A 16,177-nucleotide genomic window follows, 5' to 3' on the forward strand; every position below is an offset into this window, starting at 1 on the left:
TTTTAAACCTCGCCTATGGTTGATTCTTGAAGGGCACTCAAAGCCATATGTTCCGTGGCCTGTAGCAGTTTCTTCGAATTTCCCGATTCACCCTCTGTCAACCCGTGGATGACAGTGAAACCCTTGCTGTCTAGATGGGCGTGCCACTTCTCCAGCGCCTCGCGCTTGCCTTGTTCGATCTGGGTGTGGATATACGCTTGCACGTTGTGGCCCATGGCGTGGTTCACCAACATCTCGCCAATCAGAAAGTCGACACCGAGGTCAGCCCAGCCAGTGCGGGCCAACTTGCGCAAGTCGTGACTGGTCCACTCACCCTGGCCAAGGCGAGAGAACACGGCGCAGCCCTGCCCTTCGCTCATCGCCTTCCCGTTGCGAGCCGGGAACACGTACTGCCCGTCATAGCCTTGGGCGGTCTGGTTGTCCCTGTACTGGGTCAGCAGCGCGCACGCCTGGTCAGTCAGAGGAAGCGAATGTTCGACCCGGGTCTTCGTGTGCTCGGCGGGAATGAACCACACTCGCTCGGCCAAGCTGATGTGCGACCAGCGCGCCATGCGTGTCTCACCGACCCGGGTGCCGTGGCAGAGCATCATCAGGGCCAGCATTGCGTCAGCCGGAGCCAACCTCATCACGCTGGTCAGGGTGGTCAGTAAGCTTTCGAGCTGGACGCCACGCAGGCGCGCAGGCTTGGCCTTGATCTTGGTCTTGGAGAAGTCGCTGAACTTGATCCCGTCCATGGGGTTGCTGGCTATCAGGTTGAGTGCCATGGCCTGCCGACATGCCACAACCAAAAGACCGAACACCAGGCGCACGTACTCGAGAGAAAGCGTCTCCTGAAGTGGCCACATCAACTGACTGTCCAGTGTGGCGTGCCTGATGTCAGCCAGCGGCATATCGCCCAGACGCGGAATCAGGTGGCAGGCAATGGCCGACTTGGATGTGTTCTTGCGCTTGCTGGACAAGTTGCGGTCACGGCCCATACGGTCCGAGTACCAAGCCAGGAGTTGGCCGGTGGTGCCCCACTTCGACACGGTGGCCGAGGCTGCCCCATCCGCCGAAAACCGCTGACGAACCTCTGGCAGCACAGCCAGCACGCTCTTGGTGTTCAGTTCGGGATAGCCAGCGATCTTGTTCCATTTCTTGCTCACCACCAGATACCACGATCCGCGCTCCCGATTGGTATTGAACCGGAAATAAAGGCCTTGGTGACGCGGATCACGAATATCTCGCACTGCATCGGACAAGGACTGCCGGCGGATCTCGGCATCTGTCAGCGTGACGACGGCGCAGCTCATGCAGCCACCGCCGTGCGAGTCTGCTTCAGATAGTTACCAAGTACTTCCATCGCATCACGCCACCCACGGCAGACGACTGCCAGATAACCTTCACTGATCAAGCCTTGGATGTATGCATCCTGGCTGGCAGACACCGGCGAATCATGCGGCGGCGTAGCCTTGAACTCGATATACAGGCCGAAGTACCCGCCGCGCGCCATAGGCAGCACCAGGTCAGGAACACCCGCCTTGACGCCCTGTTTTTTCAGCTTTATGGCCACCAACTTGTGCCGGTGCCCGCCGTTGGCCGGGTGGTAGATCAACTTGAAGGCCGCCGGGTGACGCAGCTCGATCTCAGATAGCAGCGTTACTTGTTCCTGCCCTTCCCAATCGGTTGGCTTGGCGCGGGTGCTTTTCTGCTTCGGGGCGGCAAACATTAGAGGAATCAAGCTTCGACCCCCGAACCATTTATCCGGGCGAGCAAGCCAGCCGGAACGCTGTGCCCCGCCTCTGCGACGAACTGGGCGCAGAAATTGAGCAACTCCGACTGGGTGCCGTATGACTCTTCAAACGCCACCTTCTGCCCGTGCACGGCGTAGCCAGGGAAACCTTCGGCGCCGTAACCGTGTTGGTGGTGTCCAGCGCACAGCGGAAGTACGCACCAGTGCGCATGAGGCTTAGTGCGGCCGTCGACGTGGTGGATGCTGCATTGGTCGTTGTGGATGTCCTGGCCGATACGGCAGGCAACGCACCCAATGGTCTGCACCAGCATGTCGTGCCAGCGCTTCTGCTGAGCGTTTACGTTACGGCCTTTCATACCTTCTCCCCGGTGACGATATCGATGACTTCAAAGGTGCTCGGCCACAGCGCACGGCCAAATTGAACGGCGACGGAGCGATGTTCAAAAAGACCCACGGCGCGGTCTGGCTTATCGGTGAGATCCCACTTGTAGCCGCAACAGTGCACCGCGAAGCGGTAATCGGCAGGATTGGTGTTGGCGAGGCGCTGATCAGACATGAGCGTCTTCCTTTGCAAGGGCGGCGATTGCCTGCTGAGACAAAAAGGCCCGGCGCGCGGCGAACTCCTGCTCGGCTTTTTCACGAGCCTCTTTCTTCCGCTCATCGCTGACACCTCGCATTTCGAGCATGCTGGCTTTGATGCCTTTCAGCTTTTCCCTTATCGCGGCAGTTGGCTTCACGACTTGCCCGGTAATCAACCCAGCAAGCGCGCGACCGTCTTCAGTGATCGGCTCATGACTCAAATCAGCCAGGTAAAGCCGGCCGCGCTCTTGCGGAATGCGTTGCATCTGCACAGCAGCGTTTATGGCTTCGATTCGGCGATTTGCATCAAAGCCGATGGAGACATGCCAATGGACTGACTTGGTTTCGGCCCGGGCCCGGATCACAAGCCGCTCGTAAGCATTGATGAATGCCATGCGGGCACCGACCTTGTCGCCAAGACTCAACACAGGGCGGGCCGCACCGAGTGCAATCTGAATCTCGTCGGTCATCACCACAGTGTCGAACTCATCGTTGGAGGCCAGCGCAATAGCCCATGCCTCGTCCTTGTCCGGGCGGCCATCGGCTGCTTCGATTCGCGACAAGATGTCCGACATCGTCAACTTCCCACGGACCTCTTTCCGGCAAGCCTTCAATGCCCTTTCGATCAAGCCCAATGGGTGCTCGATCAAATCGACTGCCATGATTGCCGCTGCGTTTGGACTCAACGTCATGCCCATCGCTTCGGCGGTACCGCAGAGAAGATCGATCGCCAGATCAAGCTCGTCCTGGTTAAGCATTGCCGGTACCACGCTTACGCAACATTGCTTTGGCCTGTTCGGCCGTCGACATGTTCGCCTGGGTGTTTTCCATCTGCCGGGCTGAGGTGCCGTTGATCTGCACATTGGTAGCCCACTGAGTGCGGTACGCCTCGGCTTTGAACAACAGCGATCCAACGTCGTGACAGCTGCGAATGAGGTGGGCGTCGTTGATCGAAACGTAGTACTCAGCAACGGCCGGGGCCTCTGCCGCACCGAGTCGCTTGAGCAGGTCGTTGATTTGGGTATTTACCCGGGCGTTCCGGACTGGCTCGGTGTTGTAGCGCCCGAAATACGCCGTGGAGTACGCAGTCCAGATTGCGCGGCAAGCCTCCTGGCGTTCGTCGTCCAATTTTTGCTTGGCGCGGTTGGCCTGATCGAGCGCCACAAGTTTTCCGGCGGCCTGGCCGGAACGGGCTGGCAAAAGAGATTGCGGTTCTACTTTGGGATCAGTGGCGGTTCCATTACGGTTCTGGGTGCAGCTGATGCGGGGGGCCTGCGCATCGGCTGCGGGGGCCGGGTGCATATCCTGCGGAGGTAGGTCCGCATCATCTGCGGGGTGCATTACCTGCGGGGGTGCATATGCTGCGGGGGTTATCGTATAGACGGTAGACCGACCCATACGCTCGCTGACCGCCAAAATACCGGTCGAACACAGCCACCTGATTCCGCCTTGAACAGCTCGTGCCGAAAGGCAGGTTCGGACAGCAATCTTTGCTACCGAGGGCCAGCAAACGCCGTCGTCATTTGCATTGTCAGCCAGGGAAATCAGGACGGCCTTCTGGGTAGCACTCATGCCCTGGAGCGGCCAGCAAAGGCTCATAATGACCGTGCTCACGCCGAATCCCCATTTACCGATTGAGCCAGCACAGTCAGGCCTTTACGCGTGACCAGCACATGTTCGACAACCTTCATGGACTCTTCTTCTTTGTCTTTGTTGAGGATCACCAACTTGTGCTCGAGCAGGCCCGCCGAGAGACGCGATTGGAACGCCGACCAGTTGGCGCCGCTGCTGCGGCGATAAATCCAGCGGTTGTTTTTGAGCCAGCTAAAAAGCTCGCGAGGACGCATGCCGATGTGCTTCGCCGCATCGGTAATACAAATCGAGCCGTGGGTAAAAGTGAGCGTGGCCAGCGCTCGCACCTGCGGCGCCTGGTCCTGGATGACCTTCTGCAGTTGCTGATTCTGTTCAGCCTGATCGGCAGCCAAGCGCAGGGCTTCCGGCAAGCTGGTGGGGATACTGCCCGCGGTAGGAACGGCGTTTTCCAGTTCTCGCAGTCGAGTGACGACGCGATGGCGCAGCGGAATGCTATAGCCGGTGAGCAGGGTTTCGGTAAGGTCGCGAGGCAGGAAGTATTCGGTTTGGCGGCGATTGGAGTCGTCCAGATAGATGCGCTCAAAACTGAGCGCATCTAAATTCAGCTCCGTCAGGACTTTCTGGATGTCACGTTTGACGTTCTTGTGTTCTTTGTTGCAGAGCTCGGCAATCTCCCGGCTGCTCATGGTCACCGTGTTGCCCGGAGCAACGATCGTGTTCATAATGGCTCCACATTGTTTTACAAGTTGTTCGAAAAGCCGGGTTGCACCCCGGCTTTTTTATGTCTTTAATTCAAGCTGCTTGAACCGACGCCTCCATCACATCCAGACTTTCGCGTACATGGCCGATTTCCCGGCTAATGACCGACTTTTCTAATTTGGATACAAAGTTGTCTTCCAGCGCGTCGTGGACAGCAATCGTCAGATCCGCAACCTCTTTGCCGACATTGATCATCGAGGTGGTCAATGCCTCTGGCTGAGGCTTGTTTCTCGCCACGAGATCAAATCCAAATTCTTCGGCGAGCGCCTTCAGCGGACGCATATCACCGGTGTGCAGCAGAATCCCAAACAGGTGTTCAATCGTCAGGCGATGAGCATCGTTGTCTGGGTTAGCGCGCTGGAGTAGGCCGACATGCGGAACGCCCATCTTTGCCGCGAGAGTCTTTGCCTCGTTATCCAGAACAGCGCTCTGGCATGCCCGCAAGAAACTTTCCATTCGTAAAACCTCATTTCTGTTTCCGTGGTGGCGTAATGCCAATAAGGCGAATATCTGTTCATCAACTGATCAGGGAATACCCCATGAACTGCTTACCCAGTCCCCATTTAGAGACCCGTGCTAACGGATCTAACCTGATGCTCTGGTCCCTAATAAGAGACCTGGACGCCTTTAATCGGGACTACGTTGGAACTCGGTTTGGCACTCTCCAGAATCGCCTTTCTGATTCTGGGCAGAGCCAGCCGGTGAAGCTCCGAAGTCAACTGCGATACGGTCAAACCAGCCTCCCCTGCCCACTCTTCAAGCTCCTTGCTCATGCCCCTTCCGAGAATTACTGCGCTCTCTACTGCAATGGGCATAAATCCCCCTCTGTTGCGTTGTCAGGCTCTTTGCTTCTCGAGACCGAAAGGCAATTCACCTCGTTCGCGTCTGACTTCTAGTGCCGCTTCGATGATTTCCCGACTGAGCACGCTGTGTTGTAACTTCAGGTCGCGGGCTACTTCTTTCAGTTCTTGGAATACGTCGTCGTCGAGCCGGACCTTTACCTGGTGTTCGTGCCGGTGCGCTTTCTCGTCGTAGGCCATAAGTTCGGTATCCGGATCGGAGCGATGGAGTTAGGCGGCAGATTTTTTTGGATGCGCTTCAGCCAATAGCCACGCCGGTTCAAACGGCTTGCCTTTGGCAGCTGCGAGCGCCGCGATGCGCTCTGCGTACCGCGTCTCTCCGGTGTATTCGGTGCGAGGAAGCGAGTCAGCGGTTAGCCATTTGTAAACAGCTCTGGGCGATTTCCCACAGGCCATGGCCACTACGGGAACGCCGCCTGCATCATCAATCGATTTCTTGAGCGGCCGCATAAGGCCTCCGGGTTAAATATGAACTTACAGTACATATTATGTCGGAACTGAAAGTACATGCAAGGGCATGCGACATTGAACCTATGGTTCAGATAGAAGAAATTCGCGCAGCATTCGTCGTTCGCCTTAAGCAAGCCTTGTCCGCCCACGGAATTGACCAGTGGGGGGCAGGCGCTCGGCTGGCTGAAATCGCCAGCGTTACGCCGAAAGCTTCCAGTAAGTGGCTGAATGGTGAGTCACTACCAGGCCCTGCGAAAATGCGGGCTATAGCGGATGCCCTTGAGGTGCAAATAGAGTGGCTTCAGTACGGGTCCGGCGCTAAGCCGGGACTGCCTGCCATCTCCCAAAGCAAAGGCGCTGCGGGAGACGCTCACACCTCGTCAGCCGATATTGTTCAACAGATGCTCGCCAAGCACGGAAAGAACCTTTCCGAAGATGCCAGACAGAAGATTGCAGACGTCGCTCAAGAGGTTGCCGCCAAGGTCGGATCGAGCAACGTCATAACAGTCGACTTCTCTCGCCCCGGCCAAGTCGGCGACGAGGTTTGGATTGCCCACTACGATGTGCGGGGCGCCATGGGTAGCGGGCAGATCCCGCACGAATACCCAGAAATGCTCCAGGACATCAGGGTCAGCCCTCGGCACCTGCGCGAGATGGGCGTCACGTTCAAGGAGCACTTCCATCTAAAGATGATCACCGGCTGGGGTCAGTCGATGGCTCCGACGATCAAGGACCGTGACCCCTTGCTGGTCGATATCACGATCCGGGAGTTCACCGGGGATGGCATCTACCTGTTCTCCTACGACGAGATGCTGTACGTGAAGCGCCTGCAGAAAAAAGGCAGGGATGGCTTCAAGATGATTTCGGACAACAAGCACCATGACCCAGAGGATATCCGGGTCGACGATACCCACATCCTGGCTCGCGTGCTGTACGTGTGGAACGGGCAACCGGTGTGATCTGGCGCGGTGGGGATCTATAAGGGCTTCTGTGGCTCATCAACCCTGTCGATCAGTTCGGTTTCCCACGACAAGGCGTTCTTGATGTTTCTGGTTATCTCGTAACGCCTAGATTCAAGGCTCTCGCCTGAATCCAGGATTTTTTCGATGTATTCGAGCGACTTAAAAACACGCTCTTTTGGAGTCAGATCAGGCATGGATATGCGTCCCGAGATAAAGGCTGGAGACTGGATCTATGTTGATCGCACTCCAAGCGTTGTAGCAATGGTCCACTCGGATACGACTATCTGTGACTGCATGGTGGTGTGCAACCCGGAAAAGCCGGCGAATCGCGATGTTTCGTGGGATGGGAAAAAATGGTTCTTCACCCCCGGTGACTATGGAGGCTATGCAGATCGCAATCAGTCTCTCGCCGAATACGTGCTGAAATTAAAGCGTGGGCAGTACTGGAAGCCATAGTCTGGCGCAGCGGGAATTTGTAGGAGGTCGAAATGGGACTCAACAGACCAACGCAAGAGCTGAAGCGCGAACTCAAAGACGCAGCGCTGAGTCTCGAACAGGCAGCATCCGAAGTCCTCGAAATTACCAAGAGCTGCGGGGATGCCGACGTTGTCGCTGCGCTGAAGCTGATTTCAAAGCTGTATGAGGAGGCGGATCGTCTGGCAGCACTTGCGGACGAGGTTAGGGATGGGCGGATTGTACGGGTTAAGACTGAATAGGTGGCGCGGTGGGAATTTGTAGGGCGCGCACCTCTTTAGAAACGCGCGGACGTTGTAATAGATCATCCGACGGTGCGAGCTGAAATCAATTGAGTAGGACTCGGGATGAACGACGCAATCAAGCAGATTACCGAAGCGTTGGACCGGCAGATGGAGCTAAATTTTTTTATGGCGGGGAAGCTGATAGAGCTCTCGCCTCTTGAAGATCGGAAGCGGCTCAAGAAAGACCTGCATACCAGGCTCAGCCTACTCAGGGAGCGAACCCTTAAGGCAACGATTGCGCTTGACGGATTGGTCGGTGAAAGCAAACCGCGGCCAGCCTCATTGATGTCTACGTTCAGGCGATGGCTCAGAGGCGGTTGATATCAATGGACGGGGATTTGTAGGACGTCGCAATGGCCATGAACAAACCAACGCAAGACATGCGGCGCGATCTCAAGAAGATCGCCGGAACGCTGAAGTGGTCCTCGGTCGATCTTTTGGGCATTGCTGTCCGCCTGAGTGAGGCTGGCGTTGAGGATGAGGCTAAGGCGATCCTCAAATTGGTTCAAAGCTTCAATGAGGCTGAGGACGTGCTGCTTGGGTACACGAAAGAAATCGGCACGGGACTGATCGTCAAGTCGAGTACTCACTAACCGAAAAAATATGCATCATCTCCGCTGAACGGGCGCACCAGATCACATCGCACAAAATTTCATCGATTAGCCCAAGCATTTTGGCGGGCGACGTATTCGCGCTAAAAATTGAAAGACAAAGCCATGCCCTGCAGAAGGGTTACTGAATGCCGAAGAAGCAACCGGAAAGTAAAGCTGCAGCGACTGCTGCTGAAATTGAGCGCTCTATCCAGGCCCTGAACAAAATGGCGGAACGCCTTTGGGGAGATGGTCGAGAGGCTGAGGCGAAAGCTCTCCTCGACGCCTTGGACGCATTAAACCGGGCGCTTGATCGAATCAGGATTGGAGAGAGTCGAAGGATTCTCCATTGAGGGTACAAATTAGCTGGCAGCTGGCGGGTTATGAGATGAGGCGCGGGCTGGGAGGATTGTGCGGGGCGCTCTGTGAGAGCCGCGCACAGAAGAGGCTTAAAAGGTAACAGGAATAATTTTTGGAATAATTTGACTATCATTTTGTAGTGGTTGTATTCTGCCGGCACGAACCAGCAGGTAACCCACGAATGACAACCTTATCTGACAGCGAGCTTGCCGCAATTATCGGCCCAGTCGAGACAAGAATTTCTGAAGCCGTCCTCTATGCATGGAGTACTTGGTTAGAGACTCCCAATAAGAAATATTTCTGCGCGAGAACGCGCGCAAATATGATCTGGGATATAGCCACAAGAACACTTGAAGAAAAACTAGATCCCTTGCCGAGTATCCACGTAAACCGGTCTTCGAACACATGCATGTTTATGATTGGTCAGCAGCTCACCTTTCGATTCAAAAAAGCTGATGAGAACGGCGTAAGTAGTAACTATCCAACACCTATGGCTTTGGCGTTTCATGATCCTGAACAGTATGTTCTCGGCATACCCGAAGCGGTAAAAACCGAAATAGTTTATGTCTTGAACAAGCTTGAGACAGAAATAAGCACCATTAAATTAGTGCGCAGAAATGGCGACACTGTAGCTTGGTCTCATCCAATCTATGATCGTAACCTTGCGAAGGTTTTTGCAATCAACACTACAGAACATACGCAGAAAGTTACACCTAGAAAGGCTCGAGCTTCTATCAAGCGTGAAATAGCCGAAAAACTGGCTACAGCATTAGACAAATCAACACCTAAGAATGTAACACCTTCAAAATGAACGAGCGATTCAACCCAGAAATGCTGCAATTGGCGCGGCAATTCAGAGGCCTTAGTCAAATAGCCTTGGCAAAGGCTACTGGTATAACACAGGGCTATTTGTCTAAAATTGAAAATGGCTTAATAGAGCCAGGAAATGACACGCTTTTCACGCTTTCTAATACGCTGTCGTTCCCTGAGAGTTATTTCTTTAATCAGGATCGAGTTTACGGATTACCTATTAGCGTTCATGCCTACCGAAAAAAGGCCAGCGTTCCACAGAAAACTCTGGATGCCATTCAGGCGGAAATGAATTTACGGGTAATTCATTACAGAAAACTTCTTCGATCCGTAGATATAGCTCAAGAGCTTGAGTTGCCATACTTGGATGTTGAGCAATATGGCGGAGATACAGAAGAAATAGCATCACTGGTTCGTAGGACTTGGATGGTGCCTAACGGCCCTATCAAAAACCTTATCGACTTTGTAGAGCGGGCGGGAGTTTTAGTATTTATCTGTGATTTTCCTGATGGAAAAGTAGATGGCGTAACTATGGCCGTAAAAGGCATGCCGCCTTGCATCTTCTTAAGTGGAAATCAACCTTCCGATCGCATGCGGTTTTCACTGGCCCATGAACTCGGACATTTGGTGATGCATAGGCAACCTCGTCCATCAATGGAAGATGAAGCAAATAGTTTTGCCGCCGCGCTCCTAATGCCAAGGAAAGATATTTACTACGACCTAAAGAATGCAAGCATCAAGTCTCTCGCAGCGCTTAAGCCTGTTTGGAAGGCATCTATTGCGGCGCTACTCTTCAGGGCGATAACACTTGAGGCCATCACGAAAACTCAAGGCAGCTATATGTGGCGACAGCTCAGCAGCATGGGTTACCGACTTAGGGAGCCTTCTGAGCTTGATTTCCCGCACGAGAAAGCAATTCTAACGACAGAGATATTAGAGCTTCATATGCACGAGCTTGGGTACACGCATGACGAAATGATGAGCACTCTCGGTATTGTGGCTTCGGACTTTAGAGACCTCTATAAAGTCGCCTCCCAAGAGCAGCCCAAGGCTAAATTTCATATTGTGAAGTAATCCTCAATTCTCAATCCTCCAAGCCCGGCCCAGCGCCGGGCTTTTCGTATCCACCGATCACATTCGCGATACTGCCCTTATGCAGCTGTCGCTCCGTGATAAGTGGATTCCAATAACGACACGCTAGGACGCTTTACTGTCACTTCGCCATCCATTGTCCTACAATCGGATCAGCTGATGGATCAGCTCCCTTCGACAGATAGCCCGCCGCGCGCGGGCTTTTTGTTGTCTGCTGCTACGCTTTCCTTTTTCAATGGAGACTCAAGCCATGGCAGACAAAGATCTTCTCCCTTCCCTGCTCTTCAAACTCAACGAGAATCAGATCGCCCTGGAGGCTGCCATTATGGAGCTTGCGCTGTGGGTTGAGCAGCGCGGATCGACAGATGTCGGTGGGAACGTACGTGGGGCGCTGAGCACCATCGAGGATAACTTGGAGTTTGTAACGCTCGGGATTGCTGAGCTTATCGGTCCGGAGCGATAGGCGCATTCGCTTAACTATCGTCTCGTCTTGCCCGCCTGTACGTCGCGCAGCTATCCGGACTGGCGCCGCATTCCCTGTGCCTACCGCCCGACCTTTCCTTGCGCTTAACACTATTACAAGGCACTGCTAAACTGGAAAACACCCTTCAAAGCAGTGTAAATGGAAGACAGCCATGACTCAGATAGGCGCACGCCTGAAAAGTGAGCGGATTCGGCTTAACCTCACCCAGCGAAGACTTGCGGATATCGGCGGCATCCAAGCCAATGCGCAAGGTAAGTATGAGAATGGTGACCGATGTCCGAGAGCAGATTACTTGGCAAAGATATCCTCAGTGGGTATCGATGTTTTGTATGTGATCACGGGGCACTACACCCCGCCGCTTAACCCATCCAAGTCGACTACCTTGTCCAGCATTGATGATTTCAGAGCGCGCGTTTCCGTGCTGTCTGACGCATTAGAGATTTTGGTCTCGGACCAGCGACAAGCCAAGAGGGCAAGCAAGCATTAGAGCTGATTGCCAAGTAGAAGGCGGAAGCCGAGATCGATCCGGAGAACTGATACCCATATCAAATAGATGAGTCCGCCGCGTATACCCATCCACCGCCGGACTTTTCGTTAAGCAGCTCCAGCAAAGAGCGACTCATAGGGAATCCGCAGTCCTTCGTGTAGACGCTTGATCATTGCCAGACTCAGACCTCGCTTTCTGCTCAGGACCTCCGACACGCGCCCGCTCGGTCCGATGTACTACTCAAGGTCGCGCAGAGTCAATCCCTGCTGATCCATGCGGAGTTTGATTGCTTCGATTGGGTCGGACGGCGGCATTGGATAATGCTCGTCCTCGTACTTTTCGATGAGTAGAGCAAGAATTTCCAGCTCGTTACCTTCAGGTGTGCCGATCTCTGCGCCCCACACTTCGTCCATGCGTGCAAAGGCCGCCTTGAGGTCTTCGTCGGTACGGGTAGGCTTAATATTCATTGATCGTCTCCACACCTATCTCATCGTAGCGCTGATGCGATTGACCGGTTTATGCGCAAGTGATTATTGGACCAATCCTAGGCGGGCTTTTTCGTTCCTGCCTGACGCTTATCTGCCTGCTCATACACCGAGCTGCGCTCACGCTTACCGATAGCCAGCACCAGGATGACAATCCGCTCATCCTCAACGCGATATACCAGACGATAACCCGCCCCGCGCAGTTTGATCTTGTAGCAATCCTTGAGGTCGTGGAGCGCATCGCCGGGCACTCGCGGATGACTCTGCCGCTCCTGAAGCTTTCGCAGAAACTGAAGGCGGACGGCGCCGTCAAGCTTTCGGAGTTCCTTCAGTGCCTTCGGGTCCCACTCAACGTTGTACTCAGCGCTCATTAGCAATATCGGCCTCAGCCTCGCCAATGAGATCATCGAGAGACACTCGAACAGGCGTCTCGTTGGCGTCGATCCGCGCCTTGACCACTTGTGCCAGCTCTAGGTCGTCCAAGCGCTCAATCATCGCCTCGTAGACATCAGCCGGGACCATATAACCCATGACGCGGTTGTGGTTCAGCACGGCCACAGTCACCCCGCCTGCCCCGCTCAGCACCGCAGATGGGTTCTTTTTGAGCTCAGATACGCTGACAGCCACATCAGCCAAGACGCTTTGCATAGAGAAGACTCCTAGAGAGGTCTTTATTTTGGTCTTTATTTTCCGTGCGGGCAAGCAGCCTCCCCGCCTGACTTGATTCATGAGCCCGCCACTAAGCGGGCTTTTTTAAGTCATTAAAACGGTGCAGCCTCCTCCACCGGGTCGTCTATAGCCTCGACAGGCCGATCATCGTCCGTCGACGCCTCCCACTTCAGCGTGATCGTCTCGTCGTCGTTGAATGTCAGCTCCAAATCATCCGTTTCAGATAGCACGCCCATCACCTCATCCCACTCTCGGTCACCGTCCGTATCCAGGCGATGGATCGTCACCCAGCGCTGCGTCTGCGCGATTGGGTGGTTGACCATCGACGACACTCGCAGGCCAAGCCGCTCTACCCCGGACATCTCCGATTTAACCTGTTGCTTTTGTTCTTGCGCCTCGCTCATCAGCTACTCCTTAAAGCTGTATGTTTATACAGTGCTGACGAAGCATATCTGACCGATGTCTTCGGGTAAATCCTGAATTTCAAGATTCTGAAAACTCCATCGATTTCTGTACTGACCTAAAAAATATGTACTTTCGGTACTTGACCACTATGAACCATTAGTACATATTCACTCCATCGCCGCCGAGTACCTAACCAGGGACCGGCAGCGATAAGTCCCCACAAGGATCGACCGCTCTTTACTCAATCTGAAATCTTCGCGGATCGATCCCCGGCAACGGGTATAGCGCGAAACATAAATTTCGATCCCCACGCCAGCACTGGAACTGGATATCGCAGGGAGAACCCCGCCAGCTCAAAGCCAGGTAGCGCGTCAGTCGATCAGCAACACAGGATTGGCCACGTTAAACGGGTTGAGGGTTGCACTGAGTCAGCCACCTACCAGAGCCCAAGATGAGGGATGTTCACTGGCAAGGCGCGGATAGGTGACATGAAGTAGTGCGAACTGGTTAGGGCCAGGTGGCAACCAAAGCGCATGCATAAAAGTAATCGCCCAGCCGGAGGTGGCGAGTAACACCGGCCCGCAAGACCTGCAGATTTACTGATGCGGATGAGTACATACCGCGAAAGCGGCCCCCTGCATCACCCTCCCCCCAACCAATATGACCGCATCGGCAGGTGCCAGGCCAGTCTCACGGCTGGGCTTGGTCTCCCGCGCCTGGCATCTGACCAATGCGGTCTTGGAGAATCCTATGCATCAAACAATCAGCCAGCGCCGCGCCATTCTCGAAGGCCTCCGCCAGCGTTGCACCCTCTCAACCGCCGAGTTTTACGACAAGGTTGACCGACTCAATCCGGCCTCCCTACCCCGGTTCAGCGTGATCCCAAGCGGGAACAACCAGTTCGGGATCGTGGAACGCGCCACCGGAGAGGTAAAACAGATCTGCACGGGCCACGGCGCTGCTTGCAAGTTTGCTCAGCAGCTTGAGCAATCCCCGGCGACCAAGCGGCAGGCCGACTTCAGCAAGTTAATGCTGCGTTGGACTATCACCTTCTGCGCGATCATCGCTGTGCTTGCCTTCTACGGTTCGCATCCATGATCAGCAACCATACCAGCATCGTCGAACGTAACCGACCAGAGTCGGCCCGCCTGGCTGCCGCTATGGCTGCATTCCTTGCGCGTGATGGGCGGATCGTTCAGGCGAAAAACATTGAGCCAGAACCCAAACCTGCGCGCTCCGGAAGGGTTGACCCTGAAACGGTCCTCAAGCGCCGGCGCCGCTCTCCCACAGTGGAAGAACGCAAGATTCTGCGGAAACTCGCGGAGGCACTATGAGTAAAAGGAAGCCTCACAACCGTCATGCGAGGATCGAGCGCTCTTGCCGGGCGCTTCTTAGTTCGAACCATGTTGCAGTTGTGAACATAGACCCCAGCGGGCGCCAGTGGATGATCAATTGGAAGAGCTGCAACATCATCCGAAGCCGCGGCATTGTCGACGCGATATTCGAGGTGTCGCACCGCTGGACGATCTACCTCAGTGCGCTGTGCGTCGATCAAATCGGGTCGGAATATATCAAGTCGGTCGAGATCGAGACGCAAGGCGTCTATCAAGTTGACTCTCTGGCTGGAGTGATAGAGATCAGCTACAGATCATTGCTCGCTGAGTGCAACCAGAACCACATCATCGCTTCTGGCTGGATTGCCATCCCATGCAGCGTTTCGCTGGAAGAAGCGCAGGCCGCCCGGATATTCAACGCGGTGGACGCATGGCATCAGAGAAAAGCAGCTTGAAGCGCATCAACACCAAGGTGCGTCAGCGCCGTCGCCAACCACAACTCCATCTTCCACCAAGCGGGCTTCAAGCCCTCCCGGAGAATCACCCATGCCCATCGCAACCGATACCGCCGAGTTCCTCGAGGAGCTGAACGGCGGCGCCTTCGCCAGCCAGATCGGCCACGCCCTTTCCGAAGTCGCTGCCGGTGTCGTTGACCACGGCAAGGTCGGGAAGCTGGTTATTACCCTGGACTTCGCCCAAATCGGCGAATCGAGCCAGGTGAAGATCAAGCACAAGCTCGACTACAAGGTTCCTACCAAGCGCGGTACCCGCAGCGAGAACACCAGCCTCGACACGCCGATGCATGTTGGCAGCGGCGGCAAGATAACGCTGTTCCCTGAGAAGCACGCGCAGCTGTTCAGCAAAGACCAGGCCCCGGTAATTCCCCGCACCTGATCACCCGCAACACCACCCCTTCCCCATCGAGATTTGACGTATGTCCCTCACCCCTGAAGCAATTCAACTCATCACCGACACCGCGTTGATCGCCAACGGCAAGCCGCTGCCCACGTTCATGCCGACCGCCATTCTTCCGGAAGGCGCCAAGATCTTTGACCTGGAGCGCTTCGCCGCTGGCCGCAGCCGCTTCCGTGGCACTTTCTCCACCAACTCCCTGCTGGACTTCGGTAAGTACGTCACCGACCGAGCCGTGGTAAATGCTCAAGGCTTCATTGATCAGGACGAAATGTCCTGCTTGGTGATGTTCAACATCGGCGACGCCGCAAACCCTGGTCACGCCGATGACCGAGCTGCGCTGAAGCTGAAACCCACGGCCGGTTACAAGGCTGTTCGGGAGATTGGCGGGCGCACCCTGTCGCAGAGGGAATTGAGCGACTGGATCGAGGACTGGAACGCGTCGCTGAAGGCTGTTGGTGAGGACCTGCAGGACATCAGTATCGTGAAGGCGATCGCAGCAGTGCGCACCATCACCATCAAGGCGTCGTCGGAAAGCGATCACACCGTGCGCGAGACCGGCGCCAGCCGCAGCGCGATGGACGCTATCGAGGCCAGCAGCAAAGAAACACTGCCAACTTCCTTAGTGTTCTCGGTGGTGCCATTCGAAGGCCTGAGCGTTCGCGAAATCGTGCTGCGCATCTCGGTCATCACCAGCGGCGCGCAGCCGGCGTTGAAGCTCCGTTGGATCGGCGAAGAAGTTCAGCGCGAAGAAATCGCGCAGGAGTTCAAGTCGGTGCTCGATGCTCAAGTAGGTGAAGCGGCCAAGCTGGCACTCGGCACATTCGATCCTCGCTAACTATAGAGACAAGGATGT

Annotated in this window: 29 protein-coding genes and 2 pseudogenes; 15 read left to right on the forward strand and 16 right to left on the reverse strand. The window is 55.1% G+C overall.

Annotation, left to right across the window (positions count from 1 at the left end; genetic code table 11):
• Positions 1–2 precede the first annotated feature (2 nt).
• From QN399_RS16105 to QN399_RS16155, 11 genes and pseudogenes are all read right to left on the reverse strand, one after another.
• Positions 3–1,292, reverse strand: coding sequence for a tyrosine-type recombinase/integrase (locus QN399_RS16105; RefSeq protein ID WP_330201233.1), 1,290 nt, complete (start codon positions 1,290–1,292; stop codon positions 3–5).
• On the reverse strand, positions 1,289–1,708 hold the full coding sequence (locus tag QN399_RS16110; protein WP_330201234.1) for a VRR-NUC domain-containing protein: 420 nt from the start codon (positions 1,706–1,708) through the stop codon (positions 1,289–1,291). The genes QN399_RS16105 and QN399_RS16110 overlap by 4 nt, the downstream gene beginning before the upstream one ends.
• An 8-nt stretch (positions 1,709–1,716) precedes the next feature.
• Entirely contained in the window at positions 1,717–2,088 is a 372-nt protein-coding gene (locus tag QN399_RS16115; RefSeq protein ID WP_330201235.1) for a Ref family recombination enhancement nuclease, read from the reverse strand.
• Complete coding sequence (locus QN399_RS16120; RefSeq protein WP_322217318.1) at positions 2,085–2,288, reverse strand: hypothetical protein; 204 nt, start codon at positions 2,286–2,288, stop codon at positions 2,085–2,087. The genes QN399_RS16115 and QN399_RS16120 overlap by 4 nt, the downstream gene beginning before the upstream one ends.
• Positions 2,281–3,069 (reverse strand): hypothetical protein, encoded by a 789-nt coding sequence (locus tag QN399_RS16125; protein WP_330201236.1) that lies wholly within the window; start codon positions 3,067–3,069, stop codon positions 2,281–2,283. The genes QN399_RS16120 and QN399_RS16125 overlap by 8 nt, the downstream gene beginning before the upstream one ends.
• Positions 3,062–3,613 carry a hypothetical protein gene (locus QN399_RS16130; protein ID WP_330201274.1) on the reverse strand — a complete coding sequence of 184 codons (552 nt, stop codon included), beginning with the start codon at positions 3,611–3,613 and terminating at the stop codon, positions 3,062–3,064. The genes QN399_RS16125 and QN399_RS16130 overlap by 8 nt, the downstream gene beginning before the upstream one ends.
• 123 nt (positions 3,614–3,736) lie before the next feature.
• Positions 3,737–3,910 (reverse strand): annotated as a pseudogene (locus QN399_RS16135) (helix-turn-helix domain-containing protein); the annotation flags it as partial.
• A gap of 11 nt (positions 3,911–3,921) precedes the next feature.
• A complete protein-coding gene (locus tag QN399_RS16140; protein ID WP_330201237.1) occupies positions 3,922–4,626 on the reverse strand; it encodes a phage regulatory protein/antirepressor Ant in 705 nt (234 codons plus the stop codon).
• A gap of 70 nt (positions 4,627–4,696) precedes the next feature.
• Positions 4,697–5,119: a phage regulatory CII family protein gene (locus QN399_RS16145; RefSeq protein ID WP_330201238.1), complete on the reverse strand. Its 423-nt coding sequence runs from the start codon at positions 5,117–5,119 to the stop codon at positions 4,697–4,699.
• Positions 5,120–5,499: 380 nt separating this feature from the next.
• Positions 5,500–5,703 carry a hypothetical protein gene (locus QN399_RS16150; RefSeq protein WP_330201239.1) on the reverse strand — a complete coding sequence of 68 codons (204 nt, stop codon included), beginning with the start codon at positions 5,701–5,703 and terminating at the stop codon, positions 5,500–5,502.
• A gap of 30 nt (positions 5,704–5,733) precedes the next feature.
• Positions 5,734–5,973 carry a hypothetical protein gene (locus QN399_RS16155; RefSeq protein WP_330201240.1) on the reverse strand — a complete coding sequence of 80 codons (240 nt, stop codon included), beginning with the start codon at positions 5,971–5,973 and terminating at the stop codon, positions 5,734–5,736.
• An 83-nt stretch (positions 5,974–6,056) separates the two neighbouring features.
• Between QN399_RS16155 and QN399_RS16160 the strand changes: the two genes are divergently transcribed.
• Positions 6,057–6,932 (forward strand): LexA family transcriptional regulator, encoded by an 876-nt coding sequence (locus QN399_RS16160; protein WP_330201241.1) that lies wholly within the window; start codon positions 6,057–6,059, stop codon positions 6,930–6,932.
• A 17-nt stretch (positions 6,933–6,949) separates the two neighbouring features.
• Here QN399_RS16160 and QN399_RS16165 read toward each other — a convergent pair whose 3' ends face one another.
• Positions 6,950–7,129, reverse strand: a complete 180-nt coding sequence (locus tag QN399_RS16165) for a hypothetical protein (protein WP_330201242.1) — start codon at positions 7,127–7,129, stop codon at positions 6,950–6,952.
• On the opposite strand from QN399_RS16165, the gene QN399_RS16170 reads away from it, so the two are divergent.
• From QN399_RS16170 to QN399_RS16210, 9 genes are all read left to right on the forward strand, one after another.
• Positions 7,128–7,391, forward strand: coding sequence for a hypothetical protein (locus tag QN399_RS16170; protein ID WP_330201243.1), 264 nt, complete (start codon positions 7,128–7,130; stop codon positions 7,389–7,391). The genes QN399_RS16165 and QN399_RS16170 overlap by 2 nt on opposite strands.
• Before the next feature lie 32 nt (positions 7,392–7,423).
• A complete protein-coding gene (locus QN399_RS16175) occupies positions 7,424–7,651 on the forward strand; it encodes a hypothetical protein (RefSeq protein ID WP_330201244.1) in 228 nt (75 codons plus the stop codon).
• Between the two features lie 105 nt (positions 7,652–7,756).
• Entirely contained in the window at positions 7,757–8,014 is a 258-nt protein-coding gene (locus QN399_RS16180) for a hypothetical protein (protein ID WP_330201245.1), read from the forward strand.
• A gap of 32 nt (positions 8,015–8,046) precedes the next feature.
• The gene (locus tag QN399_RS16185; RefSeq protein ID WP_330201246.1) at positions 8,047–8,286 is read left to right on the forward strand and encodes a hypothetical protein; all 240 of its coding nucleotides are present in this window, start codon (positions 8,047–8,049) and stop codon (positions 8,284–8,286) included.
• 146 nt (positions 8,287–8,432) lie between these two features.
• Positions 8,433–8,636 (forward strand): hypothetical protein, encoded by a 204-nt coding sequence (locus QN399_RS16190; protein WP_330201247.1) that lies wholly within the window; start codon positions 8,433–8,435, stop codon positions 8,634–8,636.
• Between the two features lie 188 nt (positions 8,637–8,824).
• Entirely contained in the window at positions 8,825–9,454 is a 630-nt protein-coding gene (locus QN399_RS16195) for a hypothetical protein (protein ID WP_330201248.1), read from the forward strand.
• Entirely contained in the window at positions 9,451–10,527 is a 1,077-nt protein-coding gene (locus tag QN399_RS16200; protein ID WP_330201249.1) for an XRE family transcriptional regulator, read from the forward strand. The genes QN399_RS16195 and QN399_RS16200 overlap by 4 nt, the downstream gene beginning before the upstream one ends.
• 268 nt (positions 10,528–10,795) lie before the next feature.
• On the forward strand, positions 10,796–11,008 hold the full coding sequence (locus QN399_RS16205) for a hypothetical protein (protein WP_330201250.1): 213 nt from the start codon (positions 10,796–10,798) through the stop codon (positions 11,006–11,008).
• Between the two features lie 172 nt (positions 11,009–11,180).
• On the forward strand, positions 11,181–11,516 hold the full coding sequence (locus tag QN399_RS16210) for a helix-turn-helix transcriptional regulator (protein WP_330201251.1): 336 nt from the start codon (positions 11,181–11,183) through the stop codon (positions 11,514–11,516).
• A 107-nt stretch (positions 11,517–11,623) separates the two neighbouring features.
• Here the strand turns inward: QN399_RS16210 and QN399_RS16215 are convergent.
• From QN399_RS16215 to QN399_RS16230, 4 genes and pseudogenes are all read right to left on the reverse strand, one after another.
• Positions 11,624–11,983: pseudogene (locus QN399_RS16215) on the reverse strand (type II toxin-antitoxin system HigA family antitoxin).
• Between the two features lie 77 nt (positions 11,984–12,060).
• A complete protein-coding gene (locus tag QN399_RS16220) occupies positions 12,061–12,372 on the reverse strand; it encodes a type II toxin-antitoxin system RelE/ParE family toxin (RefSeq protein WP_330201252.1) in 312 nt (103 codons plus the stop codon).
• Positions 12,362–12,649, reverse strand: a complete 288-nt coding sequence (locus tag QN399_RS16225) for a type II toxin-antitoxin system Phd/YefM family antitoxin (protein WP_330201253.1) — start codon at positions 12,647–12,649, stop codon at positions 12,362–12,364. Before QN399_RS16225 ends, QN399_RS16220 begins: the two co-directional genes overlap by 11 nt.
• Positions 12,650–12,762: 113 nt before the next feature.
• Positions 12,763–13,074 carry a DUF1654 domain-containing protein gene (locus QN399_RS16230; protein WP_330201254.1) on the reverse strand — a complete coding sequence of 104 codons (312 nt, stop codon included), beginning with the start codon at positions 13,072–13,074 and terminating at the stop codon, positions 12,763–12,765.
• A gap of 751 nt (positions 13,075–13,825) precedes the next feature.
• Between QN399_RS16230 and QN399_RS16235 the strand changes: the two genes are divergently transcribed.
• The 5 genes from QN399_RS16235 to QN399_RS16255 all read left to right on the forward strand — a co-directional run bounded on the left by QN399_RS16235 (position 13,826) and on the right by QN399_RS16255 (position 16,159).
• Positions 13,826–14,173, forward strand: coding sequence for a hypothetical protein (locus QN399_RS16235; RefSeq protein ID WP_330201255.1), 348 nt, complete (start codon positions 13,826–13,828; stop codon positions 14,171–14,173).
• Entirely contained in the window at positions 14,170–14,409 is a 240-nt protein-coding gene (locus tag QN399_RS16240) for a hypothetical protein (protein WP_330201256.1), read from the forward strand. Before QN399_RS16235 ends, QN399_RS16240 begins: the two co-directional genes overlap by 4 nt.
• Positions 14,406–14,864 carry a hypothetical protein gene (locus tag QN399_RS16245; RefSeq protein ID WP_330201257.1) on the forward strand — a complete coding sequence of 153 codons (459 nt, stop codon included), beginning with the start codon at positions 14,406–14,408 and terminating at the stop codon, positions 14,862–14,864. Before QN399_RS16240 ends, QN399_RS16245 begins: the two co-directional genes overlap by 4 nt.
• 91 nt (positions 14,865–14,955) lie before the next feature.
• Positions 14,956–15,303, forward strand: a complete 348-nt coding sequence (locus QN399_RS16250) for a hypothetical protein (RefSeq protein WP_322180666.1) — start codon at positions 14,956–14,958, stop codon at positions 15,301–15,303.
• 40 nt (positions 15,304–15,343) lie between these two features.
• Positions 15,344–16,159, forward strand: a complete 816-nt coding sequence (locus tag QN399_RS16255; protein WP_330201258.1) for a DUF2303 family protein — start codon at positions 15,344–15,346, stop codon at positions 16,157–16,159.
• Positions 16,160–16,177 lie beyond the last annotated feature (18 nt).

This window comes from Pseudomonas sp. 10C3 (assembly GCF_036346185.1).
In the GTDB taxonomy this organism is placed as follows: domain Bacteria; phylum Pseudomonadota; class Gammaproteobacteria; order Pseudomonadales; family Pseudomonadaceae; genus Aquipseudomonas.